This is a genomic window from Psychrobacter sp. 1Y11, assembly GCF_052259045.1.
Classification (GTDB): Bacteria; Pseudomonadota; Gammaproteobacteria; order Pseudomonadales; family Moraxellaceae; genus Psychrobacter.
In genome coordinates this window covers 80,893-99,712 of the sequence record NZ_JBQQER010000007.1, presented here as the reverse complement: position 1 = coordinate 99,712, position 18,820 = coordinate 80,893, and the positions used below count along the sequence as shown (strand labels likewise).

Sequence of the window (18,820 nt, the reverse complement as noted above, 5' to 3'; positions counted from 1 at the left end):
ATCTGGCATAGTTCTCTTCCTTTTTGAGCATTATCGGTAATGTTTTTAGTATTTTTACTTAGACCATTTAGTCTATCAAACTCAAGATGTTTGGTTCTTGAGTCTTCAATACTAGTGTTTTACTCGCGTCATCGCAAGCATCTGCTTATTTTCAATAATACTTGTCGTACTAGGCAAATCAGCGGACTGAAATTTGCGGCGCTCATAAAGATTATTAGCGCTCATAGTCATCGCGCTAGCGACTCGCCTAGCGCTAATAGGATGAATAGCTAATGACTCTGGTACTAAAGGCGAGAGGACTTTAAAGACGTTTTGACTCATATTTTCAAGTGTTCGCCCTTTGTGTTTACCTAGTAATAACGAGGGCCGAAAAATAAGCAGTTGCTTAAACCCCAAAGCTCTAATGGACTGCTCCGTTTCTGCTTTTACACGGTTATATAAGAAGCGACTGTCAATATCATTATTCATTGCGGATAATAAAAAGAAATTTTCTACGCCTTTTTCTCGGCATAACGTTGCAAAGCTGACGTTATAATCGTGATCGACTTTACGAAATGCTTCATCACTACCGGCTAGCTTGCGAGTCGTACCTAAGCAGCTAAAGGCATCGGTATTTTGATCGGCACCAACACTACTACATATTTCAGTTAAGTTATCAAAATCATTAACTTGATAAAAATGAATGCTGGCATTGATATAGCGCAGCGGTCGTCTTGCAATCACGATTAGAGTGTCATAAATCTCGCTTAATTGCTTTACTAAGTATTGTCCTACCAAGCCTGTGGCGCCAATTACAATTGCTTTTCGCTGCATAGCCTATCCATCATCATAGTCAAGTATTTTGTGGTCAATCTTTTTGTCATCGTCTCAGATACTTTAGGGTCTGTCAGTGCCAAGGTCGAATGTTCAATAGACCCTAGTTCTTATCGACAACAACTCTTATAAGTTAACCCATTACCTCTATTATTGCTTATCATTAATTGTAAGAGATTTTATCAAAAAATCGATGGTAAAAGTGAATATCGATAAAGCAGAAATTTTGTCTCCTAACAATGTCTAACACCCTAAGTTAAAAAAATTGATATAATATTGCTGATACTTAAATACACACTTCTTTGTGCTTCTTCGTTCAAACATATTGTTCTTAGATCAATAATTTGTTAAAATGACCGGCTTTACACGTTGAAGCTATTTAATTATTCCAAACGGCTTTGACGCATTTGATGACTTACTATACATTTGGCATCAACATCATGTTTGGCGAGACGGCTGCTCGTCACCGATGATGGTTAAAACTATTACTGTATTCAACATTCATATTTTTATCTGTCTTTATCAAGGAGATACGCGTGGCTAATACTGCACAAGCTCGTAAACGCGCCCGTCAAAACACCAAACGTCGCCAAAACTCTGCTTCACAGCGTTCTATGGTTCGTACTTACCTTAAGCGTGTTGACGCAGCTATCGAGTCAAAAGACTATGATGCGGCAACTGAAGCTTACAAAAAAGCGGTACCGGTTCTAGACCGTATGGCTGACAAAGGCATTATTCATAAGAATAAAGCAGCTCGCCGTAAGAGCCGTTTGAACAAAGCAATCAAAGGCTTACAAGCTTAATAATAAGAGTATTCTCTTATTTAGATTGCTAGGTTTAAACCGAAAAAACCTTGTCACAGACTAAAATGCTGAGACAAGGTTTTTTTATGGGTGTTAAATCGTCAAAGCTATCGGCGCTATCAGATAGTTATTAGTTATCAAGCTCGCAAAGTTATTAGGTTAAAAAAACCGCTACAACCTTAATCCCACTTCACCTCTGGCGGTAGCAGAAGTTTGTCACTATCAAAGCCTGTCGCACTATAGTTCTCTAATAATCGACTCACTGGGCGGATATAATGCTCACCTCGCCATATCAGATTAGCGTTCACACTTTCAAAATCGCCGTCATCGAACCATAAAAACACCCCTTCCATCATCTTGGGCCAATCATTCCAATCAATCTCTACAAAGTCTAGCATCACCGCCAAAAAAGCTGATAACAAAGTATCATGACTTACCGCTAACAGCATATGACCTGGCTGCGGCTGATGTTGATAAAACAGCGAGAGAATATCTAAGCCGCCTTGATAAGGGTTCTTGGTACCATCAAGATTATTTTGCAAAAAACGATTGATAAAGTTCAGTACACCGATCTCTTTAAATATTGGATTGGCAATGTCGGGATCGGTGACTAAGCTACCCGGCTCCACCAATAGCGACTGATGGATAATACTACGGCTGAGGCCTGCGCCTTGTTGCATGAGCATGGCCGTGTCTATGCAGCGACCTATCGGACTTGAGAGGCTATCGACATCTAAGGAGTACGGTAGATGCCCGGATAGCCATCGTCCCCAAGCTTTGGCCAAGACGCGCCCTCTAGGGGTCAAAGGCAACTGGTAGCTGGCAAAACCGTTACCGTCTGAGCGCTCACGCAAAGAGTGCCGAGTAAATAATATTAGCCGCTTGTCATCAGGTAACACCCCAACAGAAGACATCATACTATCGGGCAGATGCGCTGGAGCTGGTGTGCTTGGGCTATGTCTTGAGTGCACATCCAAGAAAGAGCTAGCACGATTAGGGTCAGTAGTATTAGTCATAAAAGATAGTGTAACGAGCTCTTTATTTATAGGGGTAAAAATACAATTTTAGTAACAACTTTGACTAGTCCACTTTTAACTGGTCTACACCTCAATAACTTTATCCCAAGCGAACTCAAGAGCAGTACTGCTCACTTCGTTCGGATAAGCACGCGGGTTGACGATAACGCGAGTATCATTGATACGATAATCGAACGCTTCATGAGTATGACCATGCACCCAAAGCGTTGGCGCCCAGTCCTCAAACATCCAAGCAGATAAGTCGGTGACAAAAGCGGCGTTACTCGGTAGAGTGGCATACTTCTGGGACACTGACAGAGGACTGATACTATGATGGGTCATCACTACCGTCTTTTTCCCCAACTGTTTGGAGGCTATAAGCGCTTGCTTGAGCCATCGACGCTGCTCATCATGAATCTGCATGGAGACTTCCGGTGAAAAGAGCTCATGACCCGCGTATATTTGCTTATAGTCGCGCATAAAGCGCTTGGCAATATCTATAGTATCGCCATCAGCCTGATATTGATAGTCCGTCCATAAAGTACAGCCTAATATCCGTACCTCACCGATATCGATATGCTGACACTGTAAAAAACGTAAACCTAAATTCTGAGTCGCATCGTAATTATCCCAAGTCGCTAGCTTTTTATCAAAATGCAAAATATCTTCGTTGAAATATTCATGATTACCAGCAATCGTTAGCAAAGGGACTTGTAGCCGTGCAGCTTGCTCCTGTAGCCAAGGCATACCGCTATCACTGTTAGCAGTATCGCCTGCTACTAACACAATATCAGCATCAGTCTTTGGAATATGTCCTATGGGGTGCGATTGTCTAGCATAGCTATCGATATGAAGATCGCTTAATATCTGGAATTTCATACAACTCAATATAATAAATGGTTAAAACTGTAGATTTTGAACCGTTTTAGCGGTGAGGCTAAGACGCTCATCTAGTGTAGCATTTATTTATATGGCGTTAGAGAGTAAAAAAGACAACGGCTAGGTTGTCTTTTTATAATAGCATGAGGCGGCTTTAATGATATCTTATACAAATAGCTATACCTTAGATATCAATACTGCGTAGGATAGTCTGTAATTTAGCAGTAGGATCAGGCGAGTTGGTAATGGAGCGCCCAATGACTAGATAGTCGGCGCCATCATCTAAGGCTTGTTTAGGCGTACAAATGCGCTGCTGATCATCACTATTATCTTCTGGCAAGCGGATACCTGGCGTAATCAGTTTAAAACCATTACCGCATAATGTTTTGAGCCTTTTCGCCTCTTGCGCAGAGCAAACCACCCCATCAAGACCTGCACTTTGCGTCAATTGTGCAAGCTTACTGACTTGGGTCTCAAGCTCATTATTGACTCCGATTTGCGCTAAATTCTGTTGATTCATCGAGGTCAGTACGGTCACTGCAATTAGTAGCGTTTCATAATGACCATCAAGCAAACGCTGTTTGGCTAGATTCATAGCATCGTGGCCACAGCTAGCGTGAACGTTGACCATCCATACTCCCAAATCAGCAGCAGCCATGACGGCTTGAGCAGTGGTATTAGGAATATCATGGAATTTTAAGTCTAAAAATACCTCAAAGCCTCGCTTTTGTAGCGCCTGTACGATAGCAGGTCCTGAGCGCGTAAATAGCTCTTTACCTACTTTAAGACGGCATAGCGCAGGGTCTAGTTTATCTGCTAACACAAGAGCAGCATCTAAGGAGGTATTATCCAAAGCCACAATAATAGGAGACGTCAGGGTTGTGGAGGCTGCTTCGAGAGGCGCTAAAGTATCAGTCATTAGTTTACCGCTTTATTTAAGATAACAATTGATGAGTTGGTATTATATGAAGCAAATATCCCATCAACGACGAGGACTTTTGCTAATGGTCTCAGCAGCAATGGTATGGTCAATCTCATCAGCGACTACTCCAGGCTGAGCGGGCGTGCCATAGACGGCTTGTTCGGCTGTTGGCGCATTAGCTTGACGATCAATAGCAATATTGGCTTGATTGAGCTGCTCTTGTAGATGAGCATTGTTTTTTTGCAAACGGGAAATCTCCCATTTATTCTGAAATACTCGAAACAACAATAATGATAGAAGCAGACCAATCACAATACCAAGAGTCATACTCAAAATTAGTAACAACCCTAAATTCATAGCAGGCGCTTGTGAGAATAACAAGTTCACGCCAATATCAGAATTATTCGCTAGTACTAAACCAAGCGCGTAGGCAAAGCTCAGAAATAGTAGGACAAATAGTATAAAGCGCATAATGGGGTTACCTTTTAGTCAGTAGTCATCTGTTGGTAGAGCCTAATCTTGAGCAAAGCTTCAACTGCAGTATAAAGCCAAAAGTAACTATACCGCTACTTTATCATTGACCGCTTCACGCAGCGCTTTACCCGGCTTAAAGTGCGGAATAGCTTTTGCAGGGACAGGAACACTTTCTCCCGTTTTAGGATTGCGCCCTATACGTGCACGTCTGTGATGCAAACAAAAGCTGCCAAAACCGCGTACTTCAACACGGCCATCATTTGCTAAGGTGTCCACCATAAGGTTGAGTATTTCACGCACTGCGTCATCAACGACGCTCTCAGCCATCGTGTCACAGCTGACACTCAAATTATTAATAAAATCAGATTTATTTATCGCTTGCTGCATTGTCACACTTGCCTTATTGATTTAGATTTGTCAGATTAAAAAGAAAAACCTTTACTTGTTCAAGCACTTAATATGAGTTTACGTCTCAAAACTCATGGTGACAAATGATATCTCAAATAAAAACAAATAGAAATCAAAGTTTGCTCATTTTAGCTAAAATTTTTTTATTTTTAATAAAAATTGGTTTTATCATCAGATAATATGATATTTAACGGTAATAGTCACATCTACCGTAGAAACATATATCGCAAAAAGTTAAACATAAAAAAAAGCGACCGAAGTCGCTTTTTTTAGTCATGCTTTAGAGTATTTACTGTAGCGTTATTATGATCTAAAGCTTACTGCATTTGCTCTTTGATCAAGTCACCAATAGTCTTAGGCTGAGCATCAGAACCTGCCGCTGGAGTCGCTCCTGCGCCGCCAAGATCTTTAATCGCTTGACGCTCTTCAGCTTCGTCTTTAGCTTTGATAGACAAGCTGATGTTGCGAGTTTTACGATCGACACTGATGATTTTCGCTTCAACATCATCACCTACAGATAAATGCTTAGTAGCATCTTCTACACGGTCACGTTGAATCTCAGAGGCACGTAAGTAAGCTTCAACTTCGTCAGCAAGCTCAACAGTTGCGCCTTTAGCGTCAACTTCTTTCACTTTACCATTGACGATAGCACCGCGGTCATTGGCGACTAGATATTCGTTGAATGGATCAGAGCTTAACTGCTTCACGCCTAGGCTGATACGGTTCGCTTCTGCATCTACTGACAAGACCATTGCTTCAACGGTGTCGCCTTTGTTGTAGTTACGGATAGCATCTTCGCCAGTCTCATTCCAAGAGATGTCAGATAGATGAACCAGACCGTCGATACCACCGTCCAGACCAATAAAGATACCAAAGTCAGTGATAGATTTGATGGTGCCTGTGATCTTATCACCGCGCTCATGCTTCTTATCAAACTCATCCCATGGATTCGCTAGAGTCTGTTTGATACCTAAGCTGATACGGCGACGTTCTTCGTCGATATCAAGGATCATCACATCAATATCATCGCCAACTTGTACGACTTTTGAAGGATGGATGTTCTTATTGGTGTGATCCATCTCTGATACGTGGACTAGACCTTCGATGCCCTCAGAGATCTCAGCGAAACAACCATAATCAGTTAGGTTGGTTACGCGAGCCTTAACAATACTGCCTACTGGATAAGTACCGCCAACATTATCCCAAGGATCTGTACCTAATTGCTTAAGACCTAAGCTGACGCGATTACGCTCACGGTCAAACTTCAATACTTTAACTTTAAGATCTTGACCCACTTCAACCACCTCAGATGGGTGCTTGATACGGCGCCATGCCATGTCAGTGATATGCAGAAGACCATCGATACCACCAAGGTCAACGAACGCACCGTAATCAGTTAGGTTCTTCACGATACCTTCGATCTCGATACCTTCTTCAAGCTTATTCAATAGCTCTTCGCGCTCAGCTGAGTTTTCAGCTTCCATAACCGCACGGCGGCTAACCACAACGTTGTTACGCTTTTGGTCAAGCTTGATAACTTTAAATTCTAGCTCTTTACCTTCAAGATGCGTAGTATCACGGATAGGACGGACGTCAACCAATGAACCTGGCAGGAACGCGCGTACTGAACCGATATCAACGGTGAAACCGCCCTTAACTTTGCTTGAGATGATACCTTTGACAATCTCATCATTATCAGCGATCTTCTCTAAGAAGTTCCAAGTCTCAACACGCTTCGCTTTTTCGCGTGACAGTAGGGTTTGACCCATACCGTTGTCAACAGCTTCAACGACAACATCAACACTATCGCCAACTTCAACCTCAAGTTCGCCTTCTTCGCTTAAAAACTCTTCACGAGCGACGATACCTTCTGATTTAAGACCTGTATCTACAGTGATCCAGTCGTTATCGATGGCGACAACAGCACCAGTGATGACCGAGCCACGCTCGATATCTAGGCCTGTTTCTTCGATGCTCGCTTCAAATAGTTCAGCAAATGATTCCATTATGTCTACCTTTGTATAGCCGTAGCCTGTCCAGCACAGTACGGATCAAATTTATGATTTTATAAAACGTTATGCTGGTTTTATATCTTATAAAATCATATAAAAAAAACGGTTGTTGCTAATAAGCATGTCATTATATCAACTCACTAGTAACAACAGTCTAAAATAGGGAATCAATCAAAAATTAGTGCTCTATCGTTATCAATGGTCAGTAAAAGCGTATAAAAATGACACTAATACGGCTTAATGATTTAATCTTACAATTTTACCCTAAAACAGAGTCATTTACGACTCATTAATCGTTATATTTCTGTCAAAAACATATACCTCGCTTTTGACAATAACTTTTTATCTGCTCATAAACCAAATTAGCATCCAATGCAGAGCTATCTAGCAATAAAGCATCAGGGGCAGGCTTTGATGGCGCGGTACTCCGGTTTTCGTCGCGATCGTCACGCGCTTTGATCGTCGTTAAGATAGCTTGGTAGTCGGCGACTTGTCCGGCCTGCTCTAGCTGAATCACTCGGCGCTCAGCTCGCGCCTCTGGGCTGGCTGTCAGGTACACTTTGACATCAGCATCAGGAAACACAACCGTACCCATATCACGGCCATCAGCCACCAACCCTGAACGCGTGGCCATATCCTGCTGTAGCTGCAATAAAGCTTGACGCACTTCAGGGAATACCGCCACTTGCGAAGCATAGCCACCAACGGTCTCATTGCGAACTTGCTCACCTACTCGCTCATCGTTGACAATGATATCGATGCGCCCTGAGGTGTTATTCAGCTCAAAAGCAATATTTAAGCTTTGAGTCAGCTGTAAAAGAGCAGCTGCATCGATAGCCTTGCTGCCGTCGGCATCGATCAATCCGGCTTCAAAAGCTTTTAGACCGACAATCCGATATAACGCTCCAGAATCTAACAGCTGATAGTCTAAGCTTTGCGCCAGTCGCCATGCCACCGTGCCTTTGCCAGCACCGCTAGGACCATCAATACAGATCACAGGATAGCGCACTGGCGACACTTGACTATCTTTATTTGCAAATTCAGTCTTGTTAGTAAATTGATTAGATAGCTCAGGTGCAGTCATAATGGCTCAGTCATCATTAGTTAGCAATACTAGTTGGAGTAATTATCAACTCAAGAAATAGCTCTAGTGGCTAGCAAGAGAAACCACTTTGATCAACAAATAAAGAGTATTTGCACAATTAAATAGCGTCATATTATAGCAAAATAACGCGGCTGCCACTAGCACTAGATGGATACCATTATCTGACGATGGCATCGCTTTTATTAGCCTTTAGGTGCCATGTCTACTCTTACAGTACTTGCTGGTACTGTGCTTGCTGAATTTTACTAGCTTTTAACGCTTGTCGGCGCTGCCGAAAAAACGCTTTTAAAAGTTGACTGCTATGCTCCCGGCATAAGCCTTGTTGCACTTGTATATGATGATTATAAAAAGGCTGAGTACTCAGATTCATCTGACTACCGACCATACCAGCACGCGGCTCATTAGCCGCATATACTAGCCTGCCCACTCGAGCGTGAATAAGCGCGCCGATGCACATAGTACAAGGCTCTAAGGTGACATATAAAGTTGTATCCGCCGGCAAGCGATAATTATCTAGACTCTGGCAAGCCGCTCTTATGGCAATCATCTCCGCATGCGCGGTCGCATCGTGACGACCTATCGGCTCGTTAAAGCCTTCACCGATAACGCTATGTTCATGGACTAATACGGCGCCTACAGGTACCTCTCCATGCTCAGACCCTTGCCGAGCAAGCGCCAAAGCATAGTGCATCCAGTAGTAATCTGTAAATGACCAAAAATGATAACTAGCTAGCTCATAACCAGTGGCTGCTTCAAATAGCTCATTGTCAGACCGTAAAGGCTGCAAAGCTCTTAAGGAACGCCATAATGGCGATAACGGTAAATATTGACTGCTCATTTGCATAGTAAGCTACTGCGGTAATTGCCAATCGATCGGGGTTTGACCATGCTGCTTTAAGTAATCGTTGGTCTTGGAGAAGGGTTTAGTGCCAAAAAAGCCACCACGGTTGGCGGCTAGTGGCGAAGGATGAACCGCAGTCAAAATTAAGTGCTTATCGGTATCGATATATTTGCCCTTTTTTTGCGCTTTACTGCCCCATAAGATAAATACAGTATGCTCGGTTTGCTCGTTTACCACATCGATGACTTTATCTGTAAACTGCTCCCAACCTGCGTTTTGATGGCTATTGGGCTCGCCTTCGCGGACCGTCAAAGAGCTATTTAGTAATAGTACTCCTTGCTGCGCCCAGTGCGTCAGATCCCCATGCTTGGAAGGCGTTGTACCAATATCCGTCGCCATCTCTTTTAGTACGTTATTGAGTGATGGCGGTTTAGGGATGGTTTTAGGGACTGAGAACGATAAACCCATCGCTTGACCTGCGCCATGATAAGGATCTTGTCCTAAAATGACGACTTTGACACGCGATAAAGGAGTCAAGTTTAAAGCATTAAACATTAAAGGGGCCGGAGGATAAATGCTATCACCTGATTGATAAGCTTGTTTTAGAAATTCGCGCAATTCATCCATGTTCTCTGAGGTCAGCTCTTCTTCTAGTGCGCGCTTCCAGTCTTCTGGTAGCTTTACTTTATCTAAAATCTCTTTTTTTTCGGCGGCGGTTTTGGTGTTAGAGTCATCATCCGATAGATCATCAAATAAATTCATGGTTATCAAGCCTTATTAATTATCAGTAAATCTCACTAGCAAGGGTAACAAAAATAACTGTTGCTTTTCATTAAGCTTTTAAAATAAGTTTAGCAAACTAAAAAAAACGACTACCTCTATAAGTAGAGATAGCCGTTCTATTAACTCATTATCAAGTTTTAGCTGGCGACAGATTCAGAATCTGAGCGCGGCTCATGAGTCTCAACGACTGTCAAAATGATACGACTATCATCTGAACCTTTTGCTTTGTGGCTGCTCTTATCAAGATCTACCGACTCTGTCGTTTGCTCCTCTTCAGGCGCTAAAGTGAGATGCACAACTCCGCCATTCACCAAATCGCCAAATAAAATCATACTGGCAAGCGGCTTTTTGATCTCATCTTGAATCAGACGCTGCATCGGACGCGCGCCCATTAGACGATCATAGCCTTTATCCGCTAAGTAGTCACGCACTTCATCATCAATCTCAAGGGTGACTTGCTTGTCATCGAGCTGAACTTGTAGCTCAACTAAAAACTTATCAACCACTGAGGTGACTACTGAAGGCTCTAAGGCGTTGAACTGAATAATCGCATCTAAGCGGTTACGGAATTCAGGAGTAAACACGCGCTTGAGCGCTTCGGTATTATCGCGGCTATGATCTTGCTCGGTAAAACCCATCGATGAGCGACTAATACTGTCGGCACCCACGTTGGTAGTCATAATGATAATAACTTGTTTAAAGACCGCAACACGGCCATTATTATCCGTCAAAGTACCATGATCCATCACTTGCAATAGTAGATTGAAGACATCAGGGTGGGCTTTTTCGATCTCATCAAGCAATAATACACAGTGCGGATGCTGGTTGATTTTTTCAGTAAGCAGGCCGCCTTGATCAAAGCCAACATAACCAGGAGGCGCACCGATCAGACGAGAGGCTGTATGCGCTTCCATATACTCTGACATATCGAAACGGATCAGCTCAACACCTAACAAGTTTGCAAGCTGACGCGATACCTCAGTCTTACCTACGCCAGTGGGGCCTGCAAACATAAAGGAGCCAATAGGTTTATCTGGCGCTTTAAGACCAGCACGCGATAGCTTGATCGCATCTGCTAGATTTTCAATCGCTTCATTTTGACCGAAAACCAAGTGCTTAAGATCACGGTCTAAATGCTCAAGAATGCTCTTATCATCGGTAGAGACGGACTTAGGCGGAATACGAGCTAATTTTGCGACAATCGCTTCGATATCAGCCACATCGATTTTGATGGGTGCTTTTTGCGCTTTATCAGAGCCGGCATAGTCAAAATCGGTAGCTTGCTGAGTATTTTTAGTGGTCTGCGATTTATCATCCGATTTCGCTAATGCTGCTTGCTCACTCATCTCATTATCAGTGTCATCGTCAAGACTGGCGTCAATATCATCATAATCTGTCTCATCGATGTCCTGCTCAAGATCAGCGATAAAGCTCTCTTCTGCTTGAATATCTTCGGCATCAGGAATTACACCCAAACGCTTATACGCGCCAGCTTCATCAATAACATCGATCGCCTTGTCTGGCAAGAAACGTTCATGAATATGCTTAGAGGACAGCTCTACTGCGCTAACTAAAGCCTCATCGGTATATTCGACATTATGGAACTCTTCATAGCGAGGCTTTAGACCACGCAGGATATCAATACTATCGTTTACACTGGGCTCTTTGACGTCGATTTTTTGGAAACGACGTGATAGTGCATGATCCTTTTCGAACACTTGACGGTATTCTGTGAAGGTCGTGGAACCAACGCAGCGTAGCTCACCATTCGCCAATGCCGGCTTAATCAGATTAGAGACGTCCATGTTGCTACTCATAGAGGAGCCAGCACCGATAATCATATGAATCTCATCGATAAACAAGATTGCATTGGGCTTTTTCTTGAGCGCATCAAGCAGTGATTTCATGCGTTTTTCAAAGTCGCCGCGATACTTAGTACCCGCAATCAGAGAGCCGATATCAAGGCTATAAATCACGCAGCCGTTGAGTGGTTTTGGCGCTTTATCATTAATAATTAACCAAGCTAAACCTTCAGCAATGGAGGTCTTACCTACGCCTGGCTCACCGACTAATAACGGATTGTTTTTGCGGCGGCGGCATAATACTTGTGCGGTGCGCTCAATCTCAGGAGCACGGCCGATTAGTGGATCAGTCTTGCCTTCAGCGGCGCGCTGATTAAGGTTAGTGGCAAACTCCACTAGAGGATCTTTACTGGTCTTCTCAGAAGAACTACGGCGCTCACCAGTCATAGAAGAACGCGACTCAGCAGGCTCGTCTTTGTCTTGACCATGCGAGAGATACTGGGTCAACTCTAAGCGGCTGATACCTTGTTTTTTGAGCAAATAAACCGCGTAAGTATCATGCTCTGAGAACATAGAAACTAAGATATCCGAGCCTTCAACCAGACGGCCACCACCGATAGACTGCACATGAAAAATAGCGCGCTGCAAGATACGATCGAAGCTTTGAGTCGGCTGCGGAGACTGCTCTAAATCGACATCTACCGTTGGCGTATGCTTATTGATATAAGTTTCAAGCTCTGTACGCAAACTTGAGATATTAGCATTGCAGGCAGTCAGCGTGTTGGCCGCATGAGTGTTCTCAAGCAGCGCTAGTAGTAAGTGCTCAACAGTGAGATACTCATGCGATTTTTGGCGCGCAAGCGTCATTGCTAAACGTAAAGAAACTTCAAGATGACGACTTAACATAACGAATTCCTACGGTTGTATAACTCTTTATAATTTAATAGCTTAACTGGTAAATTAGGGCGATATGATGAATGTTCAAGCTCAAATAACAGGGTTATCAATAGATAATAGCTGTTATTTGTTGCTGATTGAAATTTTCATTAGCGTTTATTCATATCAACATGATAGCAATAGATAGTCAATCTTTTAACGGCTACTAAAATGTATCAAGGCATATTAGCTATAGGGTAAACGAGTAAGTAAGCAAGCGATAATCAGCCACTTAAACATTGACTAATAAAAATAATAATATATTGAAGACGATGAAAGTTTAAAGAAGATAATAAGTTACAAAAGCTGTGGCAGCTATAGCTGAATAAAAGAAGTGCTGTAATGAGAATAATTTTATAAATAAGACTGACTATATGAGTCTAGCCCTTATAAACTATATAGGGCTTTATATCATAGAAATCAAGGGATAAAACAAGGAGATAATACGAAACAGACCCTAGAATGAATCCGTGAAAAATAGAGGAAGATGAGTTGATTAAGCATTTATTAGAGAGAGAATTTAGACTCGGTTATTTATTATTCACCTTGATGTGGTTCAATTTGGGTTAATAGCGGATAGCCTTCACGATGCGCTAAGCTATTTACCTTTTTGGCTTTCGTTTCAGCAATATCTTTAGGATAGATACCCGCAATACCTTTGCTAGTATTATGAATCGTTAACATGATTTGTACCGCAGAATCGACATTATGCTTAAACTCTGATTGCAGCACATAGACGACAAACTCCATAGGCGTATAGTTGTCATTGTACATCACCACCGCATACATAGGCGGCTTAGCAACCTCAGGCTCAGCCACTAGTACGTCGGCTTGCGGCGCGCTTTCTGTATCTGGGTCGTCATCTTGCGCGCGGATACCTGCAGGCATACTGGGCAGATGCCAATCCATCACCATAGGTTCACTGTTTTTAGCGGTCGATAATTGGGATGTCATCATAATAACTTCGTAATAATAATATTAAAATAAAAAAGTAAAGATAAGCTACCAGTAACCGATCGTAACTAGACTGGTAGCCGTATTGAATAGGTTAAAGCGCCAAGGAGTTAAGGCGTGCACCTATATGGGAGATTGATCAACTTCTGGCAGATCTATAAGAGACAGCGGCATACTATCTACTCGATCCCCTAGCGTCCAGTCATATAGCTGCTCAACTTCTTGACCGTTAGCTGTTAGTACGAGCTTGACTTGTAATGGCTTAAAATTGTTAGGCATAACAAAGCGGCCACGAATACGCGTAATCCCTTTGAGCAAATAACTAGCCGAATCTAAGGGAACTTCTACAAAATCATCATCGTTCAGCAACGTCAAAGTGGCATTCAACCGTTTGGCCTGACCGTCTTTGCTCAACATGGCAATATCGAAGCCAAACTCAAAAGAGTTCTCAGGTAGTGGCTCAATTTTAGCCCCTAGTACTTGTAGCGGCAGACCACCTTCTTCACTGAGAGCTTCAGCATAAACTTCATTAAGCTGGTTGAGCTGTTTGTTTTCGATACTGAGCTCTTTTTGTTTCTCACGTAATTCATCTAAGTTATTTAGGCTGATGGTAAGCTCTTGCTTGGCTACCGCAACTTGATTGCTCAGCGCTTTATAACTCGCCCGCATTTCCTCTAATTCTTGCACCGTCATCTGACTACTGTTGAGCGCTTGTTTATTCTCAGCTTCTAGAGCATGGTAGCCACGCTTGTAACCTAAGTTATGACCGAGAATAAGCCCTACTATTACCGTAAGCATTATCGCTGCCGCGAACAATGCTAGTATCCAAGAGGCTGCACCTGTCTGTCTGCTTTTAAAGCTAGTACTGTGAATTTGCTTGATACTCGAAGCTTTTATAACACTAATCTTAAACTGATGATGAGCATTTTTTATCTGACGTGCTCCGCTCTTTGCTGACTGATCGCCGTTATTGCTAGCTCTCTGTTGCTCTGTCAATACTGACTTAAAAGACGGTAAATCAGCCTGATAGGACAAAGGTACTGGCGGCAAGCGTAAGCGAAGGTCAGTCTTAACACGCATCTGGACAGTATCTCTTAAGAGGAAAGGCGAGACATTATAACGGAATTTATGAGCAATACCTAGCATCGCTCCGTAAGCCAAATGAATCAATAGTCAACATCCTTGATTAAATTATTGTCAGCCTTAATCATTATTAGACTCAGTAAAAGCAAGTTTATCCCTAACTTATAGCGTCAGTAATTAGCATCAGCAATCAAGAATTATACTGATTTTTTTGGCTTGATTGCGGTGATAAAAAAACTATCAAGGTACAATCGGTGCCGCGTTCAAACCCATTGATTCCTCAAAACCAAACATCACATTCATGTTCTGCACAGCCTGTCCTGCTGCACCTTTAACCAAATTATCTTGTACTACCAAGACCGTCAGCTCACGGCGCTCACTGTCTTGATAGATAGCAATACGCAAACGATTGCTCGCACGAACACTACGCGTGTCAGGATATAGACCACTCGGCAATACATCAATAAAGGTTTCGCCGGCATAACTATTCTCAAACTCCTGCTGCCAATCAATAGCCGCACCTGCCTCTGTCAGCTCTACATGAATAGAGCTGAACATGCCGCGAATCATCGGTACTAAATGCGGCAAAAAGCGAATACGCTGAGTGAATTGACTCTCTAATAGCTGCTCCACCCCTTGCTCAATCTCGGGTAAATGACGATGTCCTGTCACCCCATAAGCCTTAAAATTATCAGTAGTTTCTGCATAGTTAAGCGCTAGACTAGCTTGGCGTCCAGCGCCTGAGACTCCAGACTTTGCATCGATTATGATACGAGATTCTATCAGCCGCTCATTTTGCTGATTTTGCAAAGCGATAATCGGCTTTAGGCCCAAAATAGCAGTTGTCGGATAGCAGCCTGGATTACCTACTAACATAGCATCGGCTAATTTATCACGGTTGATCTCAGGCAGGCCATAAACTGCGCTTTTGAGCAGATCAGGGCAGGCATGTGATTGCTTATACCATTTTTCAAACTCCGCTAAAGACTGCAAACGAAAGTCAGCGGCTAAGTCAATTACTTTAACGCCAGACTCAGTCAAAGCCTCAGCCTGCTGCATAGCCACGCCATGCGGTGTGGCAAAAAACACTACGTCACACTTTTGCAGCGCCGCAAGCGTATCCTCACCTAGATCGCTAAAGACGATATCAGAAATCCCGCGCAAGCTTGGAAAAATCTCATCAGCGCGAGTGCCCGCCTCACTTCGTGAGGTCAATAGATCAATAGACACGTTAGGATGAGCAGATAATAAGCGGATAAGCTCAATACCTGTATACCCTGTACCACCGACAATCGCTGCTGAAATCATAACTTATCCTTTTCTAAAACTTAATTCTATCCTTAACACCCAACTGATATCTCTACCGTTTAAATCGAGTGTTTAAATCTGATAGTCATGCACGGCATCAATAAAGACTTTGGCGTTATCAGGGTTGACCCACTGAGTAATACCATGGCCTAAATTAGCAATATAACCTGTTTTGTCACCACCCGCATAAGCACCATCTAGCATCAGCTTGACCTCGCTGCGAATGGTCTCTGGGGAACCGTATAAAGTTGCTGGATCCAGATTTCCTTGTATAGCTTTACTGCCCTGCAAGGTCTTATGACGCTTCGTCAGATCACGCTGGCTTTCAGTCAATATTTGGCGAGCACGGTCCAATGGCATGGTCCAATCTAGCCCTAACGCATCCGCGGCACTATCGGCCTGCACATCGAGCCACAAACCGCCGCCCTTAGTAAAGAGCACCACAGGTACGTCTGGATGGCGCTGTTTTAACTCAGCGACAATGCGCTTATTATAAGCATGCGAGAAGTCGATAAATTGACGATGGCCTAGCGCCCCGCCCCAACTATCAAATATCTGCAAGATTTGCGCGCCAGCGATGACCTGCGCATCTAAGTAATCAATAACCGCAATCGCGAGCTTATCTAATAACTGATGTAAAAAATCAGGATTGCTATACAAAAAGCCTTTGGTATAGCGATAATCTTTTGAGCTACCGCCCTCAATCATATAAGTGGCCAAGGTCCAAGGGCTACCTGAAAAACCAAACAACGGTACTTGTCCATTAAGCTCTTTACGGATACTAGTCACTGCACGCATCACGTAATCCAAAGAGTCATTGACATCTAAGGTTGGTAGCCGCTCAAGATCGGCCTTAGTACGAATAGGATGCTTGAATTTAGGACCTTCACCAGTTTCAAAATAGAGACCTAAGCCCATAGCATCAGGAATCGTCAAGATGTCACTGAATAAAATAGCAGCGTCCAAATCATAGCGACGAAGTGGCTGCATAGTGACTTCAGTCGCGCGCGCCGTATCTCTACATAAGCTCATAAAGTCGCCCGCTTCCGCTCGCGTCACTTTATACTCTGGCAAATAACGACCTGCTTGACGCATCATCCATACCGGAGTGGTATCAATTGGCTCAAAACGCATGGCTCGCAGCAATCTATCATTTTTTAGGGGAGCAAATTCGTGCTTAGGCGAACGGCTACTGTCTGAAACACTCATTGACAAATCTCCAAAGTAGAAATAGGTATTATTATAAAAAATTTTGTTATAGGCCAAATATTTGTTGTAAGCTGAATAACAGCTAGCTCAACAAAGACGTTCAGCTAGGGCAAGTTACGCTGTCGCTAACCCACCCTACAAGATTAAGTTGAAAGTGGCGTATCAATTAAGCATCAAGATGTCAAAGCTAAGTTATCGCGGTGCACCATCACTATACGCTCATCTTTATTACCAAGAATTTTATCGAACTGCTCAGTGCGCTCACGTGCCACACGGCGCGCCTCGGTAGAAGAGAAGTTTACTTGACCGACAGCCAAACGCTCATTAGTGTCTTGATGCACGATTTCAACGACGTCGCCCTCATCAAAACCACCACGCACTTCTACTACCCCAACCGGTAATAAGCTACGATTTTGCTCAACAAGAGCTTTAGCCGCCCCAGCATCAACGATCAAACTACCTGCCATACGCAGATGAGCCGCTAGCCACTGTTTACGAGCAATGATTTTGTCCGCTTCATTGGTGGTCAATAAAGTACCTAAAGCCTCGCCTGAGACCACACGAGTAATCACGTCATCAATAGCACCACTCACAATCACGGTTGGGCAACCGCCCATGGCCGCAAGACGCCCAGCGCGAATCTTCGTTAACATACCGCCGCGGCCAAGCTTACCGCCATCACCGGCTATGTCGAACAAATAATCTGCCATAGCACGTTCTTGACGGATCATCTGAGCATCAGGATTGTCGCGCGGGTTATCGGTAAACACCCCTTCTTGATCGGTTAAGATAATGTATAAATCAGCATTGACTAAGGTCGCTGACATAGCCCCTAAGGTATCGTTATCACCGAATTTGATCTCATCAATAGTGATCGTATCATTCTCATTAATGACTGGTAATACACGCCATTCAAGTAACTGAGTCAAGGCGCCGCCAGTATTTAAATAACGGCTACGATTGGATAAGTCATCATGAGTCAGTAGCAGCTGCGCGCTTTGGACGCCATGTTGAATCAGCGCTGACCACCAAGTTTCGATCAATCCCATCTGACCGATAGAGGCGCAAGCTTGTAGCGCCATAAGCTTTTTGGGACGCTCCTCTAGATTCATCCGTACTACGCCTTCAGCGACGGCACCTGATGAAACGAGCAACACTTCCATGCCTTGGTTATGCAATTTGGCAATCTGTTTCGCCCAGCCATAAATAGCAGTTCGATCGAGCCCGCGACCGTTATTGGTCAATAATGATGAGCCGATCTTGACAATAACGCGCTGAATATCAAAGTTGCGGGATTGCTCAATAAACCTTGCTTCTTCCGTCGTTTGTTCGTTGTCAACTGCCATAAAAAACTCCTTTCTATGAATGGTGCTTAGGGATTGGTGCTTAGATTAATATCTATAATGCGCTGTTAAAATTTTGGGGGAAGATACCACTCAAAACCTTAAGCGCTAAATCTAACACGTTTACTT

The 18,820-nt window shown here is 43.3% G+C and carries 17 protein-coding genes; 1 reads left to right on the top strand and 16 read right to left on the bottom strand.

Going from position 1 to position 18,820, the window contains the following annotated elements:
* Positions 1–111: 111 nt before the first annotated feature.
* Positions 112–813: an NAD-dependent epimerase/dehydratase family protein gene (locus ACTXGJ_RS07970; RefSeq protein WP_439243025.1), complete on the bottom strand. Its 702-nt coding sequence runs from the start codon at positions 811–813 to the stop codon at positions 112–114.
* A gap of 536 nt (positions 814–1,349) precedes the next feature.
* Between ACTXGJ_RS07970 and rpsT the strand changes: the two genes are divergently transcribed.
* On the top strand, positions 1,350–1,616 hold the full coding sequence (gene rpsT / locus ACTXGJ_RS07965; RefSeq protein WP_367103515.1) for a 30S ribosomal protein S20: 267 nt from the start codon (positions 1,350–1,352) through the stop codon (positions 1,614–1,616).
* A 179-nt stretch (positions 1,617–1,795) separates the two neighbouring features.
* Here rpsT and ACTXGJ_RS07960 read toward each other — a convergent pair whose 3' ends face one another.
* From ACTXGJ_RS07960 to proB, 15 genes are all read right to left on the bottom strand, one after another.
* Positions 1,796–2,632 carry a histidine phosphatase family protein gene (locus ACTXGJ_RS07960; protein WP_443565614.1) on the bottom strand — a complete coding sequence of 279 codons (837 nt, stop codon included), beginning with the start codon at positions 2,630–2,632 and terminating at the stop codon, positions 1,796–1,798.
* Positions 2,633–2,716: 84 nt separating this feature from the next.
* Entirely contained in the window at positions 2,717–3,511 is a 795-nt protein-coding gene (locus ACTXGJ_RS07955; protein ID WP_439243029.1) for a metallophosphoesterase, read from the bottom strand.
* A gap of 184 nt (positions 3,512–3,695) precedes the next feature.
* On the bottom strand, positions 3,696–4,430 hold the full coding sequence (pyrF, locus tag ACTXGJ_RS07950) for an orotidine-5'-phosphate decarboxylase (RefSeq protein WP_443565613.1): 735 nt from the start codon (positions 4,428–4,430) through the stop codon (positions 3,696–3,698).
* 63 nt (positions 4,431–4,493) lie between these two features.
* Positions 4,494–4,904: a LapA family protein gene (locus ACTXGJ_RS07945; protein WP_439243033.1), complete on the bottom strand. Its 411-nt coding sequence runs from the start codon at positions 4,902–4,904 to the stop codon at positions 4,494–4,496.
* Between the two features lie 87 nt (positions 4,905–4,991).
* On the bottom strand, positions 4,992–5,294 hold the full coding sequence (locus tag ACTXGJ_RS07940; protein ID WP_439243035.1) for an integration host factor subunit beta: 303 nt from the start codon (positions 5,292–5,294) through the stop codon (positions 4,992–4,994).
* Between the two features lie 338 nt (positions 5,295–5,632).
* Entirely contained in the window at positions 5,633–7,321 is a 1,689-nt protein-coding gene (rpsA, locus tag ACTXGJ_RS07935; protein ID WP_443565612.1) for a 30S ribosomal protein S1, read from the bottom strand.
* Positions 7,322–7,634: 313 nt separating this feature from the next.
* Positions 7,635–8,411, bottom strand: coding sequence for a (d)CMP kinase (gene cmk / locus ACTXGJ_RS07930; protein ID WP_443565610.1), 777 nt, complete (start codon positions 8,409–8,411; stop codon positions 7,635–7,637).
* 229 nt (positions 8,412–8,640) lie between these two features.
* Positions 8,641–9,270: a tRNA adenosine(34) deaminase TadA gene (tadA, locus tag ACTXGJ_RS07925; protein ID WP_443565608.1), complete on the bottom strand. Its 630-nt coding sequence runs from the start codon at positions 9,268–9,270 to the stop codon at positions 8,641–8,643.
* Positions 9,271–9,282: 12 nt separating this feature from the next.
* Positions 9,283–10,035, bottom strand: coding sequence for a uracil-DNA glycosylase (locus ACTXGJ_RS07920; protein ID WP_439243043.1), 753 nt, complete (start codon positions 10,033–10,035; stop codon positions 9,283–9,285).
* 158 nt (positions 10,036–10,193) lie between these two features.
* Positions 10,194–12,764 carry an ATP-dependent Clp protease ATP-binding subunit ClpA gene (gene clpA, locus ACTXGJ_RS07915; protein WP_443565607.1) on the bottom strand — a complete coding sequence of 857 codons (2,571 nt, stop codon included), beginning with the start codon at positions 12,762–12,764 and terminating at the stop codon, positions 10,194–10,196.
* A gap of 567 nt (positions 12,765–13,331) precedes the next feature.
* Positions 13,332–13,751, bottom strand: coding sequence for an ATP-dependent Clp protease adaptor ClpS (locus ACTXGJ_RS07910; RefSeq protein WP_439243047.1), 420 nt, complete (start codon positions 13,749–13,751; stop codon positions 13,332–13,334).
* Between the two features lie 120 nt (positions 13,752–13,871).
* Positions 13,872–14,918, bottom strand: coding sequence for a hypothetical protein (locus ACTXGJ_RS07905; protein WP_443565606.1), 1,047 nt, complete (start codon positions 14,916–14,918; stop codon positions 13,872–13,874).
* Between the two features lie 153 nt (positions 14,919–15,071).
* A complete protein-coding gene (gene argC, locus ACTXGJ_RS07900; protein WP_439243051.1) occupies positions 15,072–16,139 on the bottom strand; it encodes an N-acetyl-gamma-glutamyl-phosphate reductase in 1,068 nt (355 codons plus the stop codon).
* A gap of 72 nt (positions 16,140–16,211) precedes the next feature.
* A complete protein-coding gene (gene hemE / locus ACTXGJ_RS07895; RefSeq protein WP_439243053.1) occupies positions 16,212–17,348 on the bottom strand; it encodes a uroporphyrinogen decarboxylase in 1,137 nt (378 codons plus the stop codon).
* A 173-nt stretch (positions 17,349–17,521) separates the two neighbouring features.
* Entirely contained in the window at positions 17,522–18,694 is a 1,173-nt protein-coding gene (gene proB, locus ACTXGJ_RS07890; RefSeq protein WP_439243055.1) for a glutamate 5-kinase, read from the bottom strand.
* Positions 18,695–18,820 lie beyond the last annotated feature (126 nt).